The sequence below is a fragment of the Marinococcus halophilus genome (assembly GCF_002265875.1).
Classification (GTDB): domain Bacteria; phylum Bacillota; class Bacilli; order Bacillales; family Marinococcaceae; genus Marinococcus; species Marinococcus halophilus.
On sequence record NZ_NPFA01000001.1, the window covers coordinates 381,734 to 401,342 of the forward strand.

19 protein-coding genes are annotated in these 19,609 nt (G+C 49.0%); 5 read left to right on the forward strand and 14 right to left on the reverse strand.

From position 1 onward, the window contains the following. The first annotated feature begins 7 nt into the window (after positions 1-7). Positions 8-199 carry a hypothetical protein gene (locus CHL76_RS01880; RefSeq protein ID WP_022794603.1) on the forward strand — a complete coding sequence of 64 codons (192 nt, stop codon included), beginning with the start codon at positions 8-10 and terminating at the stop codon, positions 197-199. A 203-nt stretch (positions 200-402) separates the two neighbouring features. Here the strand turns inward: CHL76_RS01880 and CHL76_RS01885 are convergent, their stop codons facing one another. Then, positions 403-1,629, reverse strand: coding sequence for a cation:proton antiporter (locus tag CHL76_RS01885; protein WP_233133190.1), 1,227 nt, complete (start codon positions 1,627-1,629; stop codon positions 403-405). Between the two features lie 54 nt (positions 1,630-1,683). Further along, complete coding sequence (locus CHL76_RS01890; RefSeq protein WP_079474674.1) at positions 1,684-2,169, reverse strand: GNAT family N-acetyltransferase; 486 nt, start codon at positions 2,167-2,169, stop codon at positions 1,684-1,686. 181 nt (positions 2,170-2,350) lie between these two features. Here CHL76_RS01890 and CHL76_RS01895 point away from each other — a divergent pair, with 181 nt between their 5' ends. Further along, positions 2,351-3,811 carry a carbon starvation CstA family protein gene (locus CHL76_RS01895; protein WP_094907703.1) on the forward strand — a complete coding sequence of 487 codons (1,461 nt, stop codon included), beginning with the start codon at positions 2,351-2,353 and terminating at the stop codon, positions 3,809-3,811. A gap of 37 nt (positions 3,812-3,848) precedes the next feature. Here CHL76_RS01895 and argS read toward each other — a convergent pair whose 3' ends face one another. The 9 genes from argS to CHL76_RS01940 form a co-directional block, all read right to left on the reverse strand. After that, positions 3,849-5,519 carry an arginine--tRNA ligase gene (gene argS, locus CHL76_RS01900; RefSeq protein ID WP_079474672.1) on the reverse strand — a complete coding sequence of 557 codons (1,671 nt, stop codon included), beginning with the start codon at positions 5,517-5,519 and terminating at the stop codon, positions 3,849-3,851. Between the two features lie 4 nt (positions 5,520-5,523). Further along, on the reverse strand, positions 5,524-5,961 hold the full coding sequence (locus CHL76_RS01905; protein ID WP_079474671.1) for a YwiB family protein: 438 nt from the start codon (positions 5,959-5,961) through the stop codon (positions 5,524-5,526). Positions 5,962-6,120: 159 nt separating this feature from the next. After that, positions 6,121-6,939, reverse strand: a complete 819-nt coding sequence (locus CHL76_RS01910; protein ID WP_079474670.1) for a carbohydrate ABC transporter permease — start codon at positions 6,937-6,939, stop codon at positions 6,121-6,123. Beyond that, positions 6,939-7,898, reverse strand: coding sequence for a carbohydrate ABC transporter permease (locus CHL76_RS01915; protein WP_079474669.1), 960 nt, complete (start codon positions 7,896-7,898; stop codon positions 6,939-6,941). The genes CHL76_RS01910 and CHL76_RS01915 overlap by 1 nt, the downstream gene beginning before the upstream one ends. 74 nt (positions 7,899-7,972) lie before the next feature. Further along, on the reverse strand, positions 7,973-9,289 hold the full coding sequence (locus CHL76_RS01920) for an ABC transporter substrate-binding protein (RefSeq protein ID WP_079474668.1): 1,317 nt from the start codon (positions 9,287-9,289) through the stop codon (positions 7,973-7,975). Between the two features lie 141 nt (positions 9,290-9,430). Then, positions 9,431-10,807 (reverse strand): response regulator, encoded by a 1,377-nt coding sequence (locus CHL76_RS01925; protein ID WP_158219030.1) that lies wholly within the window; start codon positions 10,805-10,807, stop codon positions 9,431-9,433. Next, positions 10,804-12,249: a sensor histidine kinase gene (locus CHL76_RS01930; RefSeq protein WP_079474666.1), complete on the reverse strand. Its 1,446-nt coding sequence runs from the start codon at positions 12,247-12,249 to the stop codon at positions 10,804-10,806. Before CHL76_RS01930 ends, CHL76_RS01925 begins: the two co-directional genes overlap by 4 nt. Next, positions 12,246-13,235: a substrate-binding domain-containing protein gene (locus CHL76_RS01935; RefSeq protein WP_079474665.1), complete on the reverse strand. Its 990-nt coding sequence runs from the start codon at positions 13,233-13,235 to the stop codon at positions 12,246-12,248. The genes CHL76_RS01930 and CHL76_RS01935 overlap by 4 nt, the downstream gene beginning before the upstream one ends. Positions 13,236-13,361: 126 nt before the next feature. Further along, positions 13,362-14,348: a cyclodeaminase gene (locus tag CHL76_RS01940; RefSeq protein WP_079474664.1), complete on the reverse strand. Its 987-nt coding sequence runs from the start codon at positions 14,346-14,348 to the stop codon at positions 13,362-13,364. A gap of 140 nt (positions 14,349-14,488) precedes the next feature. Here CHL76_RS01940 and CHL76_RS01945 point away from each other — a divergent pair, with 140 nt between their 5' ends. Both CHL76_RS01945 and CHL76_RS01950 read left to right on the forward strand, forming a co-directional pair. Then, the gene (locus CHL76_RS01945) at positions 14,489-15,472 is read left to right on the forward strand and encodes an aldo/keto reductase (RefSeq protein ID WP_079474663.1); all 984 of its coding nucleotides are present in this window, start codon (positions 14,489-14,491) and stop codon (positions 15,470-15,472) included. A gap of 75 nt (positions 15,473-15,547) precedes the next feature. Further along, positions 15,548-15,787, forward strand: a complete 240-nt coding sequence (locus CHL76_RS01950; protein WP_022794616.1) for a hypothetical protein — start codon at positions 15,548-15,550, stop codon at positions 15,785-15,787. Positions 15,788-15,832: 45 nt separating this feature from the next. Here CHL76_RS01950 and CHL76_RS01955 read toward each other — a convergent pair whose 3' ends face one another. From CHL76_RS01955 to CHL76_RS01965, 3 genes are all read right to left on the reverse strand, one after another. Continuing rightward, the gene (locus CHL76_RS01955; protein WP_158219031.1) at positions 15,833-16,687 is read right to left on the reverse strand and encodes an STAS domain-containing protein; all 855 of its coding nucleotides are present in this window, start codon (positions 16,685-16,687) and stop codon (positions 15,833-15,835) included. 82 nt (positions 16,688-16,769) lie between these two features. Next, complete coding sequence (locus CHL76_RS01960) at positions 16,770-18,206, reverse strand: NAD-dependent epimerase/dehydratase family protein (RefSeq protein WP_094907705.1); 1,437 nt, start codon at positions 18,204-18,206, stop codon at positions 16,770-16,772. Positions 18,207-18,270: 64 nt separating this feature from the next. Then, complete coding sequence (locus CHL76_RS01965; RefSeq protein ID WP_079474660.1) at positions 18,271-18,453, reverse strand: hypothetical protein; 183 nt, start codon at positions 18,451-18,453, stop codon at positions 18,271-18,273. A 183-nt stretch (positions 18,454-18,636) separates the two neighbouring features. Between CHL76_RS01965 and CHL76_RS01970 the strand changes: the two genes are divergently transcribed. Then, positions 18,637-19,599, forward strand: coding sequence for an L-lactate dehydrogenase (locus CHL76_RS01970; RefSeq protein ID WP_079474659.1), 963 nt, complete (start codon positions 18,637-18,639; stop codon positions 19,597-19,599). Positions 19,600-19,609 lie beyond the last annotated feature (10 nt).

Consider the following 19,609-nt stretch of genomic DNA (forward strand, 5'->3'; position numbering starts at 1 on the left):
GATGTAAATGGCTGGCGAAAAACAATTCGACCAATTCGAACCCGGAGAGGTAGTTCATTACGAGGGGTATGAAATGAAAGTCATTTCTGAATTTGAACGCACAGTTATTGTGGAATTCAGTGATTACCCAATTGTAGGAAAAGAAGAAGAGTTTCCTTACCACCGCATCGTCCTCTTAAAAAATGAAGTAACCCATTAAAATAATCATTTATTAAGTGCAAAGCTGCTTTCTCACAATAGAGGAGCAGCTTTAAAATTTGGCCAAAGGTCTCCGGGAATCTATTTTCGGAGGTCTTTGTTTATGACCTCAAAATAAAAAGGCGGCTCAAAGCTCTAAAGGACGATAACCTTCACTATCAGAGCCGGTCTTGCTTTTGGGCATTACTTATATTTCTTTAATTGTTATTTGGTCAATTTCAACCTTTTTGCCAGGGGTGTCAATGTGTAACCATGGATGACTACCGTAATAAACACAAGTGCCAGCGTCATTGGGAGTATCCGCTCCGCATCCGTAAAACCTGCTTCCACCAATATTGTCTGAAAATAGCCGCTGACAGTCAAAGCAACAACACCACGCGGGGCGATCCAGCCAATAAAGGCTTTTTCCCCCAGGCTCACTTTCGTGTTCGCTAAGCCTATCCAGACTGACAATGGCCGCACAACCAACATCATTAGAAGTACGAACCCGATGATCCGGATATCCCATAGCTCCATTAATTCTGTTCGCGTAAGAGAAGAAGTTAACAAAACAAATACAGCACTGATAAACAACGTTGATATGTTCTCTTTAAAATGGCGTATGTTATTTAAGATAGGAACATTCAACCCCCTGTTGGCCAGGGTAATACCCATGGCTGTCACAGCCAGTAATCCACTCTCTTCCATGATCAAATCCGAGACCGCAAAGATAAAAATAACCAGTGCAAACATCATAGGCGCCTGCATATCGACGGGGATTATAGATCGCCGGAAGGCATAGCTGGTCCCAAGCCCAGCCCCTATTCCTAAAACGAGAGCTGTAAATGCTCCCAAAATGTAGACTCCGAGAGCAGCAGAATCTATGACTCCGCTTGCCGCAAGGCCAATTTGAAGAGCAAATAAAGCCGCCAGGGCGCCCATGGGATCGACAATAATCCCTTCCCAACGGAGCATCCTATCAGGTCTTTCTTTTAAATTGGCGTTCTTTAATAACGGAGTAATAACCGTAGGGCCCGTAACAATAAACAATCCGCCTATGACAAAAGCGGTCACCCAGGACAGGCCAACTATCACGTTGGCAATGACCGCTGTTAAAAGCCAGGATATTAACGGCACTAACGTGTACATCCGCCTGACCGGTCCTTTAAAATGAAAAATTTCCCTTCGATCCAAGCTTAGACTTCCTTCGAACAGAATGATCGCAACGGCTAAAGAAATAATCGGCTCAAGCAAATCCCCAAACAATTGTTCCGGATGAATCAAGTTTATTCCCGGGCCAATAAATAACCCCATCAGGGTCATCCCTACGATAGCAGGTATCCCCCACCTCCATGAAAGCCATTGGGCAATCATACCAATCAATAATACTAGCGAAATCCCTAAAGTTATCAATTCGATGGAAGACACCTCCCCCGCTTTTCGATCCCGCACGATGCGGGTCAGTTCGACGTTGCTACAGGACGTAGCGGTTTTAGTCGAACATCATTACATCTCCTTCTCCATAATCAGCATTGGTATCTGATAGCCGCCGAATTCCCCCTGCAGCTTTTCTTTTTTCTCAAATCCCTGCGCTTCGTAAAACTTCTGCCCGCGCGTGTTTTTTTCTTCTATATAGACGCGGATCTTTTTAGCATTCGGCTCTTCCATCAGCGTCTCGTCAAACAGCTGTTTTCCAATTCCCCGGCTTTGATAATCAGGAAGCAAATACATCGCAGACATTTTACAACTTCGTTTATCATCGATCGGTCCTAAATCAGAAAATCCTACGACTTCCCCATCCACTTCAGCTACTTTGGACGTATGCCCCGAGATCCGGCGCATTAACATCTCATCGTTATAAGCCTGGCTTAAATACATCTCCTGGGCCGGCAGCGGAATAATACCTTCATAAGCATCATGCCAACAGTCTCTTGCTACTTCACGGATTCGGTCCAAATCTTTGTATTCCATCGGACGGATAATAACAGCCATATCGCTTCCTCCTTTTGCATAGTAGCACGTCTTCCTGTAGTCTTCTCGTTCTACCACTATTTACCCTTCCTGTGTACAATAAAAACCGTACAGACCTCCCCCGTTTTTTGCTTGACGTTTGTCATTACCAGTTGTATAACTATTGTGTAAGCGTATTCAACACTTTTGAGAGGATGACATCATGATTACTTTTATCATCGCAGTAGCGTTACTGATTATCGGCTATTTTACATACGGCGCTTTTATTGAAAAATTATTTACCGCCAACGATAAGCGGGCGACCCCCGCCTTCACTAAACAGGACAACGTCGACTACCTTCCCATGGGAACGAAGCGGAACTCTATGATTCAGCTGCTGAACATCGCTGGCGTCGGCCCAATCTTCGGCCCGATTATGGGTGCTCTTTACGGCCCTGTTGCTTTTTTATGGATTGTGTTTGGCGCTATTTTCGCTGGCGCAGTGCATGATTATTTAACCGGCATGATTTCCATCCGCAACGGCGGAGCCCACCTTCCACAGCTTGCCGGAAAATTTCTTGGAAAGTCGATGAAGCATATTGTAAATGGATTTTCTGTTCTTCTTTTATTGTTAGTTGGAACCGTTTTCGTCACTGCTCCTGCGGAGCTCCTGAGCGGAATACTTCCTGCAGGCATCGGCCTTGCTGTTATTATTACAGTTATTTTCGCCTATTATACTCTCGCAACAATCCTTCCAGTAGATAAAATCATCGGGAAAATTTACCCGATTCTTGGGGCGCTGCTTCTACTCAGCGCTGTCGGTATCGGTGGCGGGCTCATTGTCCAGGGGCAGCCGATTCCGGAGCTTTCGTTCCAGAACATGCACCCTGACCAGGCACCTATTTTCCCGCTGCTCTTTCTAACAATTTCCTGCGGGGCTATTTCAGGCTTCCATGCCACCCAGACGCCAATCATTTCCCGGACCACCGAAAATGAAGGCAGTGGGAGAAAAATTTTCTATGGCATGATGATTGCCGAAGGCATCATCGCCATGATTTGGGCCGCTGCTGCCATGAGCATTTTCAATGGGGTAAACCTGAATGAAATTATCGCTGCCGGTGGACCGGGAGCGGTCGTAAGCGAGGTTTCGATGACGATGCTTGGCGCTGTCGGCGGTACGCTCGCCGTCATCGGGGTTATAGTGCTTCCAATCACATCCGGTGATACCTCGTTCAGAAGTGCCCGGATGATTATTGCCGATTACTTTCGGATCAACCAAAAGAAAATGCCAAACCGGCTGTGGATCGCGCTTCCGTTGTTTGTTGCTTCGTTTGCTTTAACAAACATGGACTTTACCATTTTATGGCGGTATTTTTCCTGGGCTAACCAGTCGACCGCTATGATCGCCCTGTGGGTGGGAGCCATGTATCTCGTACTTGCCGGCAAAAATCACTGGGTCGCTTCCATTCCAGCCACCTTTATGACTATGGCAACGTTCACCTACATTTTAAACGCCCCCATCGGCTTCGGGCTGCCAATGGAATTAAGCTATATGATTGCAGCCATAGGAACGCTCGTTGTGATCGCCCTATTTGTTAAACGGGCCCGCGCCTACATGGGAACCAAATTCCCAGTCGACGAGCAGATCGAATCGACATATGACAAAGCACCTGCCAAAGCATAATAAAAAGGCACCTCCCGCCCCAGGTGGTGCCTTTTTATTACATCGTTTCCGGCGCATTTACGCCGATAAGATCCAGGCCGTTCTGAACCGTCGTCTGGACTGCCTTCGCCAGCACGAGTCTTGCCTGGGTTTTAGGCTCGTCTTCCGCGTCCATGACGCGGTCTGCGTTGTAGAAGCTGTGAAAAGCAGAAGCCAGCTCATGGAGGTAGGTGGTCATGCGGTGCGGAGCGTATTTATCCGCTGCAATTGCCACTTCTTCCGGGAATTCCCCGATTTTCTTCAGCACGTCCAGTTCCTTTTCACTGTGAATTGGCGTCAAATCTGCCCGGGGGTCAAAGATAATGCCGCGCTCCTCCGCCTGACGGAAAATGCTGCAAAGACGGGCATGGGCGTACTGTACATAGTATACTGGGTTTTCGTTCGACTGCGATTTGGCCAAACTCAAATCAAAGTCCATATGTGTGTCCGGGCTTCTCATTGCAAAGAAATACCGGGTAGCATCGATGCCGACTTCCTCCATCAGGTCCTTCAGCGTTACGGCCTTGCCAGTCCGCTTGCTCATTTTCACGCGCTCGCCGTTCTCAAACAGATTTACCATCTGAATGATCTGCGTTTCAAGCTGTTCTTTATCATGACCGAGCGCCTGCACTGCTGCCTCCATCCGCGGAATATAGCCGTGGTGGTCCGCTCCCCAGATATTAATAACTTTTTCAAACCCGCGATCAAATTTGTCCCGGTGATACGAAATATCCGGCAGCAGGTACGTGTAGGTACCGTCGTTTTTCACGAGCACCCGGTCTTTATCGTCTCCGTACCGGCTCGAGCGGAACCATACCGCCCCCTCCTCTTCGTACGTCTCGCCCTGGTCGTGCAGATACTGCAGGGTTTCTTCAACATTGCCGTTTGTGTAAAGGGAGGTTTCCGAATACCATACGTCAAAACGGACTCTGAATTTTTCAAGGTCCTGCTTCAGCTTTTCAATTTCGCGCTTCAGGCCGTACTCACGGAAAAATTCAAGCCGTTCTTCTTCCTCGACGCGGATGAACCGGTCACCCTGCTCACTGGCCAGTTCTTCGCCAAACTGGCGCACATCTGCCCCCTGATAGCCGCCTTCAGGCATTTCCATTTCCATGCCAAGGGCTTCGAAATACCGACTTTCGACTGATCTTGCCAGATTTACGATCTGATTGCCGGCATCGTTAATGTAATATTCACGCGTCACATCATAGCCGGCGAAGTCCAGAATATTGCAGAGTGAGTCCCCCACAGCCGCGCCGCGGGCGTGGCCAAGATGGAGATTGCCGGTCGGGTTCGCCGATACAAATTCCACCTGAACCTTCTTCTGATTTCCAACGTCAGAACGGCCATAGTCCGCTCCCTGATTAAGCACTTCCGGAATTACATCGATCAAATAACGGTTATCCATGAAAAAGTTAATAAAGCCGGGCCCTGCAATTTCAATTTCTTTAACAGAGGCTTTATCCGTGTTCAAGTGGTTTACGATGTCTTCGGCAATGGCCTTTGGCGCTTTTTTTGCCACGCTTGCGAGCTTCATTGCTGCATTGGACGCAAAGTCCCCGTGGCTTTTTTCCTTCGGGGTTTCGAGTACAATTTCCGGGACCTCCTCTTCCCGGGCAAGCCCTGCTGCTTCAATTGCCGCCGCAATTTCTGTTTTTAGCTGTTCTTTCACCTGATCCATTATATTCATATGCTCATGCGTCCTCCTCAATAACGATCGAAATTTCGTAACGCCCTACCGGCGTTCCCTGCAACACTAGCCGGTAATGAAAATCAATATGCATCATCCAGCCGAGATTGGCTTTCGTTATAGCCAGATGATCTGTTACCGCTTCTGTATGAAGACGGCCGTAGCCCATATCGTAGGTGCCTTCGGTACGTTCACCGTACGCGTATACCTGTCGCATGGCCACGGCCCCGCTTCGGAGTACCATAACCTCCGCATTTCCGATTTTCAGTGTGGTCTGTACTTTCCCTATGCCTTCGAGCTCTTCTTCAAAACGGACATACGTCCATTCCTGTTTTTCATACATTTCACCATCTGCGTTCAGCTGAATGGTTTCACGTTCGTCTTCCTGCTGCATGTTGGTCGTCATAGCGACTTTTACCGGGGTCTTCGCTGTGTCTGCCACGATGAGCCACCTTTCTCTATGCCTGCATGTACTCGCTTTTAACGTTCCGGTTAATCACTGTCTTATTTTAACACGTCTTCGCGCATTGAGAAGGGAAAATTGATCAATTGAAAAGCCCGGGCACGAAAAAGCTCCCCTGCCGGAGCAGAGAAGCTTTGATTACCCTTTTACCGAGCCTGCAAGCAGCCCGCGGACAAAGTATCTTCCGAGTACAATATAGACAATCAGCGTTGGCAGGGCCGCAAGCATAGCACCAGCCATCTGCACGTTCCACTGCACGATCTGGCTGCCGGATAAATTCTGCAGCGCCACCATAACCGGTTGACTGTCTGCGTTTGTAATCGTTACTGCAAACAAAAATTCGTTCCAGATGTTTGTAAACTGCCAGATGGCTACCACTACAAACCCTGTAATGGACAGCGGAATGATAACGCGCCGAAATATCTGCAGAAAACCAGCACCATCAATTTTCGCTGCCTCGATCATTGTATCGGGAATGTTGGCGTAGAAGTTTCTAAACATCAGGGTGGTGATCGGCAGACCGTATACAACATGGGTGAGAATCAGCCCCGGAATCGAGTTGTACAATTCGATGGTTCTGAGAAACTGAATCAGTGGAATCAGGATACTCTGATACGGAATAAACATCCCAAACAGCAGGACGGTAAAGAGAATTTCCGACCCTTTAAACTTCCATTTGGACAATACGTACCCGTTCATTGCCCCGAGCAGCGCGGATAAAATCGTTGCTGGAATAACCAGATACAGGCTGTTGGCCAGATTCGGAGCCAAAGCACTAAAGGCTTCTGCGTAGCTTGAAAAGTCAATCGCTGTCGGGAACGCCCACATCGTAGCGAGACTCACTTCATCGAGCGGCTTCAGGCTGGTTACTACGATAACGTAGATAGGCGATAAAAACAGAAGCGACATGAAAATGGCGAGTGCGTATTTGAACACCGGCGTTAATCGAATGGCCATCAGCCCTCCCTCCTTCGATTGGCGAGTAAGTACGGTACGATGAATACGGCGACCAGGATGAGCATAACCATTGCAATGGCCGCCCCGTTTGCATAGTAGTTAGCCCGGAATGTTGTTTCGAACATATACACACCCGGAACATCGGTCACAAAGTTCGCACCCGAACCAGTCATGGCGTACACAAGGTCAAAGATTTTCAACGAAATGTGGGCCATAATGATAACGACACTTACGGTAATCGGCAGAAGCAGCGGAATGACTACCTTCATGTATACTTTCCACTCCGACGCCCCGTCGACCCGGGCGGCTTCCCGGAGCTCCTCCGGAATGCCCCGCAGGCCGGCCAGATACATCGCCAGGGAAAAACCGGTCATCTGCCAGACAGCCGCAATAACCAGCGCGATGATGGCGACCGGGAGGCCAAACTCAATACTGCCCCACTGAAAGCCCCCCAGAATCGTTGTATCGGTGTACCAGAGCGGCTGTATGCCAAAAAACGCCAGAAACGTATTGTAGCCCGTAGACGGGTTTAACAGCCACTGCCATACAACGCCCGTTACAACAAAGGACAGCGCCATTGGAAAAAGAAAAATATTGCGGAAAAGCGTTTCTGCTTTTAATTTCTGGTCAATAAGCACGGCCAGTCCCAAACCGCTCACGATCACAAATCCGATAAATAATAGAGTGAAAAACAATGTGTTTCTTAAATCCGCTTGAAAACGGAAGTCCTGGAATAAATAAATATAGTTTGCAAGCCCGGCAAACGAAAAATCGGGCGTCAGGCTGTTCCAGTTACTAAGTGATACGTACCCCGTCCAGCCGATAAATCCGTATACAAATACAGCGACCAGTAAAAACGAGGGAGCGATAAACGCCACGGCCCACCAGCGGTCCTTGACTGCCTTTTTACGTTTCACCCGATCTTTTGCTGCTGCTTTGTCTATTACTTCGTCGGCCATCTTCCATCCCTCCTTTGAACAAAAGAAACCCGGCACCGCTTGTACCGGCACGGGGCTTCTTTCTGTTAACCATCCTATTGTTGTTCTTCATCCAGTGCTGTCTGCATCGATTCCATCAGTTTTTCTTCATCGCCCTGGGTAACGAAGATATTTACTGCCTGGTTCGCTTTAGTCACAAAGCCCTCAGAGGCAGCTGAACCGTGCGCAAGACTTGGCGTAAGCGAGGTTTCCTGGAAATCTTCCATTGTGTCCTGTCCGTATTCGTCATATTTAGATTCGTCCGCGTCCACTCGTGCCGGGATCGACCCTTTTAACGGATTGAACGTGTCCTGGCCTTCCTTCGAACCGAGGACACTCAGGAATTCTTTTACTTGCTCCGGATTTTCAACTCCTTTTGGCAGGCCGAACGTATCAGTGATAACCATGAATTCTTCTGAAGTGCCAGGGAACGGCGTGTAGCCGAAGCCTTCATTTACTTCGAGTCCAAGGTCATTCACAAAGTAGCCTTTTGCCCAGTCGCCCATATTAATCATGGCAGCTTCGCCATCTGCAACCATTTGCGCTGAATCCTGCCAGTTTCTCGAAGCATGATCTTCGTTGACATATTCAAGCATCTGCCCGAACTGCTCGGTAGCTGTTGCTACGCGCTCATCATCAAAGCCGACTTCTCCTTCCCAAAGAGCTTCATAGTCCTCTGGACCAAGATTAGCAAGGAGCAGGTTTTCGTAAATCTGTGTAGCCGGCCATGATTCTTTATCGCCCATCGCAAGCGGGGTCACCCCTGCTGCTTCAAGCTCTTCTGCGACTTCAAAAAATTCGTCGATATCACTTGGGGGCTCAATGTCGTTCTCTTCAAACACTTCCATGTTGTAAAACATGACGTTGCCGCGGTGGATATTAACCGGGACCGAATAGATATCGCCGTCAGAGCTGACCATATCGACCAGTTCTTCCGGGAACTTGTCATTTAACTCCTCTTCTTCGTAGAAATCATTGAGCGGCTCCATCTTGTCAGCTGCAACCCAGCTGTCATTCAGCTCAGCACCGCCGTGCACCTGGAACGTGGATGGCGGATCGTCGCCCTGCATTCTTGTTGCGAGCACTGCTTTAGCATTTGTGCCGGCTCCGCCGGCTACAGCTGCGTTTTCCACCGAAATATCCGGATGCTCCTCTTCAAACATGTCGATTAAAGCCATCAGGCCGTCTTCCTCGCCTGCGCCTGTCCACCAGCTGAAGATTTCAACTTCAGCGTCGCTTCCGCCTTCCCCGGATCCTCCGGAGCTTCCTTCATTTTCCGAACCGGATCCGGAATCCGAGCCGCCTCCCCCACAGGCTGCTAAACCGAACAACAGCAGTGAACTCCCTACCAGACCAACACTTTTTTTCAACATAAACCCTCCCCCTTGCAGGAATAATATATTTTATGATAACGCTTACAAATTTGATTATAAGTTAGCTTGCAATGTTTGTATGGAATTATTTTCTATACAATCTTTTGATTTTCTGCATTATCTTTAGGTTACTTTATCCTATTACTTTCTGCCCTGCTGGTACTGTTTTGGAGAGCACCCCACCTGTTTTTTAAACACCCGGCTGAAATAGTTCGGGTCTTTGTACCCGATGCTGATGCTGATTTCCTTTAATGGCCGTTCGCGGTCCTGAAGCATCCTTTTGGCTTCCTGCATCCGTATACGCGCGACATAATCAACAAACGAGACACCGGTGACTTCCTTAAACTGATGGGAAAAATAGGCCGGGCTCCACTGCACGTATCCTGCCATGTCCTCGAGCTGAAGTGATTTCGCGTAGTGCTCTTTCACGTAAGCTTTCACTTTTTCAATCTGGTGATGCTCCTGGAAATGAAGACCTCTGTAAGCTCCTACAAGATGAAGAAGCCGTTTCCATTCGGCAGCGTCAGACGGCATATCTTCTTCAAGCGTTCCGTTCATTTCTTTGACCAGCTCCTCAAGCTGAAGCCACAAATGCCTCCGGGATGATTTTTGGGGATGGGTGTGCCACCATTCACTCCAATAGTAGACGGCGGATTTTTCTTCGCCTGTCCGCAGTGCATTTACAATGGAGGAAACCCACTGGCTGCTCTGCTCCGGCATGGCCGCCTGGTTTTTTTCAAGTCCGGATAAAGCTTCCACGTAGGCCTGAAACAGCAGCTTCATTTCGTATTCTTTATGAGAGACGCCGACCGCTGCTTTTTTCCCGAGCTCAAAATGCATGCGGCGCCGAAGGCGTTCAATCTCTTCGGACCCTCTGCTTTTCCCCGTGTGGAAGAAAAATGCCCGAAACCAGCCGTTCGGCTGACGGTCTGTGAGAAAGACATCACTCGTCCACTGCGCCAGTCGTTCTTCTATATCTTCCGGCGCTTCCTCTTCACGCATCACTGCCGCAAAACCGTACGAAGCACGGGGCACTGCTTCCGCCAGGAGCTCTGCATAATTTTCATGCGGTTCTCCGTGGCAGACACTTTGAAAAAGGAGCTTTTGCAGTCTGTGGCTGTACTGCTTCTGCTCCTGCCTGCTGCGGAGCACAGCCGTCTGTACGCGTTCGAGTGTCTGGATAGTCTCATCTTTTTTGCCGGGCTTCAGTAGATATTCTTTCACGCCCAGTTTAAGTGCCTCCCTGGCGTAATCAAAGGAATCATAGGCGGTGACCATAATAAAGTGAATACCAGGAACTTTCTGCTGGATATGCTGGATGGCTTCAAGGCCGTTACATCCCGGCATTTTAATATCCATCAGCATAATATCCGGCCTGCTCCGGGTGGCCTGCTCTACCGCCTCGAGGCCGTTCTCCGCTTCTCCTATCACTTCTATTTCCGGTAAGTGTGCCGCTATCAGTTTTTTCATCGCTTTTCGTTCAAGCCATTCGTCTTCTGCCATCAGTAGTCGTATCATCCTGCCTGCCCCCCTGTCTGCCATTCTCTGAAAGGCATACGAAGTGTTACTGTGGTGCCGCGTGACGGCACAGAGGCCACATCCACCAGCGCTTCAGCGTGAAAAAACAATTCCAGGCGCCTGCGGACGTTCTGCATGCCGAGGCCGGTCGAATGGCCAATATGCGCTTCCGGTTCTTTACCGGCACCGAGAAGCTGCTGACGCTGCCGCTCGTTCATCCCTTTTCCATTATCTGTTATCCGGACGACGATCTGGTTGTCTTCCATGCGCACCTGTACCCGTACTTCGGCATTTTCCTCCATGCCTTCCACCCCGTGGATAAAGGCATTCTCAATCACCGGCTGCAGCGTTAGCCTCGGGATTGGAAGATCGAGCTCCGATGTTTCGATATCAATATGCGTAGATAAGCGGTTCCGAAACCTTGTTTCCTGTATGTGAAAATAGCTCTGGATCACCTCAATTTCCTCCCGAAGCGTTACTTCTTTTTCGATATTCCCCAAACTGTAGCGGAGCAGAGAAGAAACCGACCCTATTAATTCCGACGTTTCCTCTGCATCTTCTAAATAAGCCATTTTCGAAATGGTATTCAGCGTATTGAATAAAAAATGCGGATTGATTTGATTCTGCAGATGCTTCAGCTCGAGCTGCTTCATGAGCTGGTCCATCTCGGCCTTTTTTTCCATTTCGCCCACGTACGTATGAAGATCTGTACGCATGCGGTTGAACGTGTGGCCGAGAAGCTCCAGTTCATCTCCAGAACGAATACGGAGCGGCTCCCCCTGAAAATGGCCGCGTGAGACCTCCCCTGCCGCCTGGGACAATTCGTGCACGGGCTTTGTAATGCTTGAAGAAAACTTGAATGCGATAAAAGCCGCAATCAACAGCGATGTGGCAAACAAGCAAATGATAAAATAGCCGAATGCGGTATTTCGCTCCTGCAGCTGGGCATAGAGCTGCTGATAATCTGTCAGGGACTGGTCGATGAGGGTTAGCGTACTTTCCTGGATATACGTATTCGACTGCTCGGTTTCCGCAAGCTTGTCCCCGTATTTTTCAATATCTCCCTGGAGCACGAATCCGGCAGTCGTTTCGCTGTTTTGTTCGAGCGACTCAAGCAGCTGCATGTAGCTCTGCATCTCTACCGATCCCGGCTGATTTTCCTCTTCTGCGATTTTTTTCGTCAGAGCTTTCATTTCCCCGGATGCTTGATAATAAGCAGCCCACGTTTCCTGAGAAGGATTGGTGGCGACCTGCTGAGTCGCAGCCGTCCATTCTTCAGCCTGGCGGGAAATGGAATTAAGTAATACAAAACGGTCAAAGCTTGAGCTGTATTCATTGGTAATACGCTCCGAACTCCAGTAGATACCGATTGCTACTGCGTTAAAGAGCACAATAAATGCAAAGGAAAAGAACACCATTTTCGAGCGAATAGACCGTATCACTGCTCCAGCTCTCCTTCCCGGGCAGCTTCAGAAGCCCGCCAGATAATTGTCTCTGTATGCTGCACTGCCGGTACGTGCTGCTGCTGATGCAGCCGGGCCACGTCATAGATTGCCTGCTCTCCCATCCGCCCGGGATGCTGACGGACCGCGGCGTCAATTTTTCCTTCTTCAAGCAGCTGTACTGTTTCAGGCAGCGTATCGAACCCGATCACATACAGATCACCGGCACCTTCAATCTCTTCAATCCCCTGGGAAATGCCGATAGCATCCAGGGCACTTGTGCCGTACATTGCCGTGATGGAAGGATGCTCCTTTAATAAACTGTACGTGGCCTGGGCGGCCCCGATCTCAGATATCCCGGAATAACCGATATCTTTAATTTCCACACGCCCGCTTGCTTCCACCGTGTCCCGGAAACCCTTCACCCGCTCCTGTTGATTAACTGCCTGCGCACTTCCCGAAACAATGCCGACCTGCTGTGTTCCTTCTGTCTTCTGCAGAAGCTCCTCGCCTGCTAAAATGCCGGCTTCATAATTATCTGTGCCGATATAGGCGCGCCGCCCGCTGCCGGGTACATCACTGTCTACTGTAAGAACCGGCACGCCTTTTTCGAGCGCCTTCTGCACCAGCTCCTGAAAAACCGGATCATCGATGCCCTGGGTGATAATGGCATCCACGTTGCTTTCAATCATCCGGTTCATCGTTTCAAGCTGTTCATTTTTATCCGCCTTGGCAGGGCCATGCGTTTCAACGTAAATTCCCGATTCCTTGCCGGCTTCGACGGCTCCCTCTTTAATCTGCTCCCAGTAGGGGTTTCCCGCCTCTTCCATAATGAGCGCTACTCTCGTCTGGTATGTTTCGTTCTCCTCTGAATTTACCGGTTCCACGTAAAAAGCCTTTGTTCCAAAATAAACGGTAGCCACCAGGCTGGCCAGACACGCGAAAAAGAAAACCGCAAACATCCAATGCTTTCGCCGTTTGCCCATAACTGCAGCCCCCTTTTTGAAATCGCTTACAAATAATTATATAACTTTTCCCAAAAATCGCCACCCCCCCTCCGCTGCAAAGGGCATAAAAAAGACGCCGGGTCTATGGCCCCCGGCGCTCTCTGTTTATTCGTCTTCTGTTATTTCAAGTCCTTCTCCAGCCGCTTTGAGCTGCTCATACGTGTAGACAGCAATAGCTGTGTCTTGCACCCCGGTGCCCGTAAGATCGCAAAAGGTTATCTGCTCCATCGTTTCCCGGGCGGGCGTGTCTCCGCTGATGATCGCCCCAATTTCCACCGTGCTGCTTTCATCAATGGCTCCCGCTTCTTTGGCCGTCCGGTGTTCTCCGATGGAAAACACCTGCGAAGCAGCATCACAGGCAAGAATGTCCACCGCCCCCAGCACCTCCGGCTCGATTTCATTTTTTTCTGCGGCATCCGAGCCCATAGCAGTAATGTGGAGTCCCGGGTGCAGCCATTCTTTTTTAATAAACGGCTCCGTCGCCGGTGTCGTTGTTACGAGCACGTCGCAATTTCGTACTACCGTTTCCAGATCGGCTGCTTCTGTCGTAACGCCAAGCTCGTGCTCCATCTCGCGCTGATACGCTTCGATCCGTTCTTTTTTGCGTCCGTACACGTAGACTTTCTCAATTGAAGGCCGCACCATTTTCAGCGCCCGAAGCTGAAAGCGCGCCTGCGTACCGGTGCCGACAATACCTGCAATTTTCGCCTCATCCTTAGCCAGATACTTTGCTGCTGCAGCACCGGCGATGCCTGTACGCACATCGGTTAAATATCCGTTGTCCTGAAGTACCGCTGCCGGGAAGCCGGTATCCGAATGAAATAACAGCATCATGCCGCTAAGGCTTGGAAGTCCTTTGTCCGGATTGTCGAAAAAACCGGTCGAAATTTTCAGGGCAAACTGATCCATGCCTTTGACATACGCCGTTTTTGCGTCCATTTCACCGTTTTTGTCAGCAATTGGCATACTAAGAACCGGGGGCATGGTTACCTCTCCTGCCTGCAGGCGCCGGAAGCCGTCTTCAATGAGAGCAAGGGCCTGTTGATTAACGTCAATCGTATTTCTGATCGGTTTTTCTTTAAATAAATACACGGACTCCGCCTCCTTTAAAGTGAGCTATTTTTATTATAGGAAACATTGCATCAAATCAAAACCATCAATCATGAGAACGCTTAAATATTTGCAGAACGGGAATAGCGTATCATACTTTGATTAAAAGGCAGGTGGACGATATGAAATATCGGCAATTGGGAGATACTGATTTGAACGTAAGTGAACTGAGTTTTGGCACGTGGGCCATTGGCGGAGCCTGGGGAGCAACAAATGATACCGAAGCACTGAAGGGCCTCGAGGCCGCCATGGACGCCGGCGTGAATTTTTTCGACACCGCTGACGTGTATGGGGACGGACACAGCGAGGAATTGATCGGAAAAGCAACGAAAGGGAAGGAAGAGGAAGTACATGTTGCCAGCAAGTTTGCCCGCGGCGGCGATATCAATGACCCAAATACTTATTCGAAGGAAAGCGTCACTGCTTATCTCGACGCTACGCTGAAGCATCTTGGACGCGAACGCCTGGATCTTTATCAGATTCACTGCCCGCCGATTGATATTTTAAAAGACGGCTCGGTGTTTCAGGTGCTTGATGATCTGCAGAAAGAAGGAAAAATCCGTCATTACGGGGTCAGCGTGGAGACAGTGGAAGAGGGATTGGAATGCCTGCGTTATCCGAATGTGAAGGCCCTTCAGGTGATCTACAATATTTTCCGCCAAAAGCCGGCAGAACGACTGTTTCCACAGGCGAAAAAGCAGGGTGTCGGCATCCTGACCCGTGTACCGCTTGCCAGCGGACTATTAACGGGGAAATACACGCAGGAAACGACTTTCGCTGAAGATGACCACCGCAATTTCAATCGGGACGGGGAAGCCTTCAACGTCGGGGAAACTTTTGCCGGCCTTACGTTTCAAAAAGGCGTGGAGCTCAGTTCCTCCCTCCAGTGGATTAAAGAGGAACGGGGTACGATGGCGCAGGCTGCTCTTCGCTGGATTCTGGATAATGACGATGTTACCTGCGTCATACCAGGATTCCGGAATGAAAAACAAGTGTCTGACAGCCTCGAAGCAGTCAGTGTGCCTTCCTTCTCCAGGGAGGAGCAGGAGAAGCTGACGAAGTTTTATTTAGAGGACGTGGAGCCAAGCATCCGGGGCGGATATTAAATCGTATGATTAACACAGTTTCATCCCGGGTAATTGTACTAGTGGACAAATTATTAAACAAAGGAGCGATTATATATGGGAAGCCAATCCGTTTCCGAACTAACCGCAGGTACGAACTATAAAGCGAGTGAAATCGACAGCTTTGTAGAAAACAATCATGTCACGGTTATTTCTAACAACGAAAATCAACTGTTTACAGAACCTGACCGCGAGTACAAAGTCGTCTATAAATTCGGCGGCTATTTCGATCATTCGAAGGAACTTGGCGGAAAAGAATTCGTTGAAAAACCAACGTACGTTGTAGAAAAAGTCTAAAAACAGCGTCCATTTGTTTTGAAAACACAGAAAGGCCGGCGCCCCTTAAAAAGGGTGCCGGCCTTTGTAGTGTTCCTGATCCATAGCCTGGGCAAGCGACGAAGCGATCGGCACATCTTTAAAGCTAATGCCGAGATTGACGGAGGTCTGGGCAATTTCAGGACGCATCCCTGCCAGGACAGGCTTCACGCCAATCAGCTTCAGCGAACGGATCAGGCCGAAAATCTGATGGGCAACATGGGTATCAATACCGGCTACGCCGGATAGATCAATAAAAAGTTCGGACACCTGTTTTTTCGCACACGCCTCAAGCGAGTGTTCGAGTATTACTGCGGCCCTTTCTTCATCAATTTCTCCTATTAACGGAAGAAGGGCAGAGGATTTATTCAGCGAAATGATTGGTGCACTCAGTTCATTGATGATGCTTTCTTTAGCTTCCAGCTTCTGCAGGAGCAGCCGGTTGGATTTTTCCACATACGAAAGAATAATCTGGTCCACGCCGTTTGTGACGACCTCCCGAAGCTGTTCTTTCATATTGGCGGAAAGCTCGGTATGCTCTTCAGCGTAAAAACGCTTCAAATAGGCTGTATACTGCTCCCGGTGCCTCATCATTTCCCGGACAACCCGCGCGTCCTTCGTACGGAAGTACTTAGGATCGCTTATAATGCCATCTATCCATACTGCTAAGGTATTCTCCCACGTATTCCAGTCTTCAACAAAAATGCTTGAAAAGTGTAAATGAAATTCGTAGGTCTGGGCCTTCAGCTCCTCGACTTCTTTTGGATCCGTGGTTGCGTAAACAGATTCTCTATCTGATTCCTCTAACGTTTCGTACCATGATTTCGCCATCTCCGCTGCGTGATTGACAAAATAATCACGGATCAACTGGTTGGTGCTCATACGGCACCGTCTCCCTTCTGTGTGGAAACTACTTATATCATGTTTCATGTTCCTTTAAAAAATTATAATTAAACAAGAAAATTTATGACTCCGGTTGGAGCGGATAGGATTCTCTTAGCGTCCACTGGTCTTTTTCAAGATGGGCTTTAAAGCGGTTCATGATCCAAAGGTGAATAAATGCCTGGGTGTACTGATAAAAATACCATGGCATAGCCGGGACGTAGTCATGGACCGCTACAATGCACTGATTGGTATGAGGAATTTTACGGAATTCCAACCGGCCCCGCTCTCCTTCGTTTACCTGAGCCAGGAGCCCCCCGGTAATATAATACAGCGCGCGGTCTTCTTCACTGCGCTCCTTGGAATAAGAAAGCTCAAGAAATGTTCTTTTCATAAAAGCAGGCCGGAGCCCATACTGATAACGGTCGGTCGTTTCCACTTTTACAAACGGGCGCAGAAGCTTCGGCAGCCATTTTATATAGTAGCGTGCCGTCCAGTCTGCGTCTCTGCCATTTGGAATCGTCACGCGCTGGACGGAGCGCACATTCCGTTCCACCGGCGCCGGCTTCAGGCGTGCCAGGATGGAGGACTGATCTTTCCTGTTCTCACGCAGGGAATTTTCTGCCGCCTCCCGGAATGAAACTTTTCCATCACTAATCCCTTTTACACTTTTGGCTGGATCGGCCACCATCGGATGGATCAGGCTTTCAATTAAGGGGTAGACAAGGCTTTTCGGCGTTCCAGTCGTCACACTTACCCACAGTCTGGAAAGACGCACGGTGAAAAACGGAACAGTAACTGCGTACCGCTTTTTCCCCATCACCTGTGATGTGACCCCCATCATTTTCCGGTACGTCATGACATCCGGGCCTCCAACATCAATGGAGCGGTTGTAGAGTGACTCTTCCCCGATGCTCTTCTGCAGGCTGTTCAATACATCGGAGAGGGCGATCGGATGGGTCTTTGTTTGTGTCCATTTCGGAAGAATCATCACCGGCAGCCGTTTCACCAGCTTTGCCAGAATAGGGAATGACGATCCCTGCGGACCTACGATTAATCCAGCCCGTATGGCAGTTACCGGGGTACGGTACGACTTTAGGATATTTTCGACTTCCAGGCGGCTGCTTAAATGACGGGACAACCGGTCGGCCTTAGGAATGATGCCACTCAAATAAACGACCTGCTTTACCTGCTGCTGCTCGGCAGCGCGCGCGAAATTATCCGCCAGAATGACATCCATATCCTCAAACCGGCCCTGGGTTAATTTGGACGTCGGCATCATAGAATGAACTAAGTACAGCGCGTAATCTGCGCCTTCAAGTGCTTTCTCTGCGTCCTTTAGTGAAAACAAGTCACACGAGCGCCACGTTACGTGCTCTTCGTTTTCTTTTGTGCTTATATTTCTCGACAGGGCAATAATATCTGCATGCTTCTTCAGCTCCGTCATCAGATTTCTTCCGATGTAACCGCTCGCTCCAGTTATAGCTATGACTGGCCGCCGGCTGTTTGTTCTCTCCATCTCCACACGCTCCTTTTTGTCTAGAATCGTTACGTATACCTTTCCCTAATTATTCCGGAGTTAATTACATATTTATTTTTGAAATAATCCATTGCGCAATTATCATCGTAACAAAGCTGACAAGGAAACCAAAAACTACAAAAGCTAGCACCCACAGCCATCCCCGCTCCAGATTAAGGCCGGCAAGCAGTCCAATAACCGCCCATGTCAATGCTGCCGGGAGGGCGTATTTTAATGTATTTTCCATTGAAACATTCCTCCTCTTTTCTGACTCTTCCCTTTGCAAAACCTAACCAATACTTAATTTCATTATTTGTTCACAATTATATAATCTTCCTGCTTGCATCCTTTTGTGAAATAGTGCACAATACAAGTAGATAAATATTGCTCAGGTATTCACATGATTTAAATTCGAAAGGGGATTTTATACATGAAAAGAAATCACGTCCACCGGGTTGTTGTTGTCGGAGCCGGAGCTGTCGGCAGCGGATATGCATTTTCGTTAATTAATCAGGCTGTCGTTGAGGAGCTCGTGATCATCGATCTGGATGAACGCAAAGCCGAAGGTGACGTGATGGACCTGAACCACGGCAAAGCCTTTGCGCCCCATCCTACCAAAACGTGGGTTGGCACGTATGAAGACTGCCGGGATGCCGATATTGTATGTATTACAGCCGGTGCCAACCAAAAACCCGGCGAGAGCCGTCTCGACCTTGTTGGCAAAAATACAGCAATTTTTAAAAATATTGTCGGACAGGTAATGGGCAGCGGCTTTGACGGGATATTTCTTATCGCTACTAACCCTGTGGATATCCTTACGTATGCCACGCAGCAGTTCAGCGGGCTTTCGAGTGAAAGAGTCATCGGGAGCGGCACCATTCTTGATACTGCCCGCCTGCGGTTTATGCTGAGTGATTACTTCGACACTGCCGCCCAGAATGCTCACGCCTATATCATTGGTGAACACGGGGATACCTCACTTGCCGTCTGGAGCCAGGCTAACGTGGGCGGCCGGAACGTTCTGGATTTAGCAGAGAAGCAGGAAAGGAAAAGCGTAGATGAAGTAAAAAAGATGATTAAAGACGTGCGCGGAGCTGCTTATGAAATCATTGAACGTAAAGGCGCTACGAGTCACGGCATTGCTATGGGCCTTACCCGCATCACAAACGCCATCTTAAAGAACGAAAACAGCGTTCTGACCGTCAGTGCCTATCTCGAGGGACAGTACGGAGAACACAATCTGTGCATTGGCGTTCCGGCTGTAATTAACCGCGAGGGTATACGGGAAGTAATCGAACTACCGCTGGACGAAGAAGAAACGGATAATTTCCGTCACAGCGCAGATACGCTCCGCCGTGTATGGGAAAACGCGAACGGGCAGACAACAAACTAAGCGATCCCTT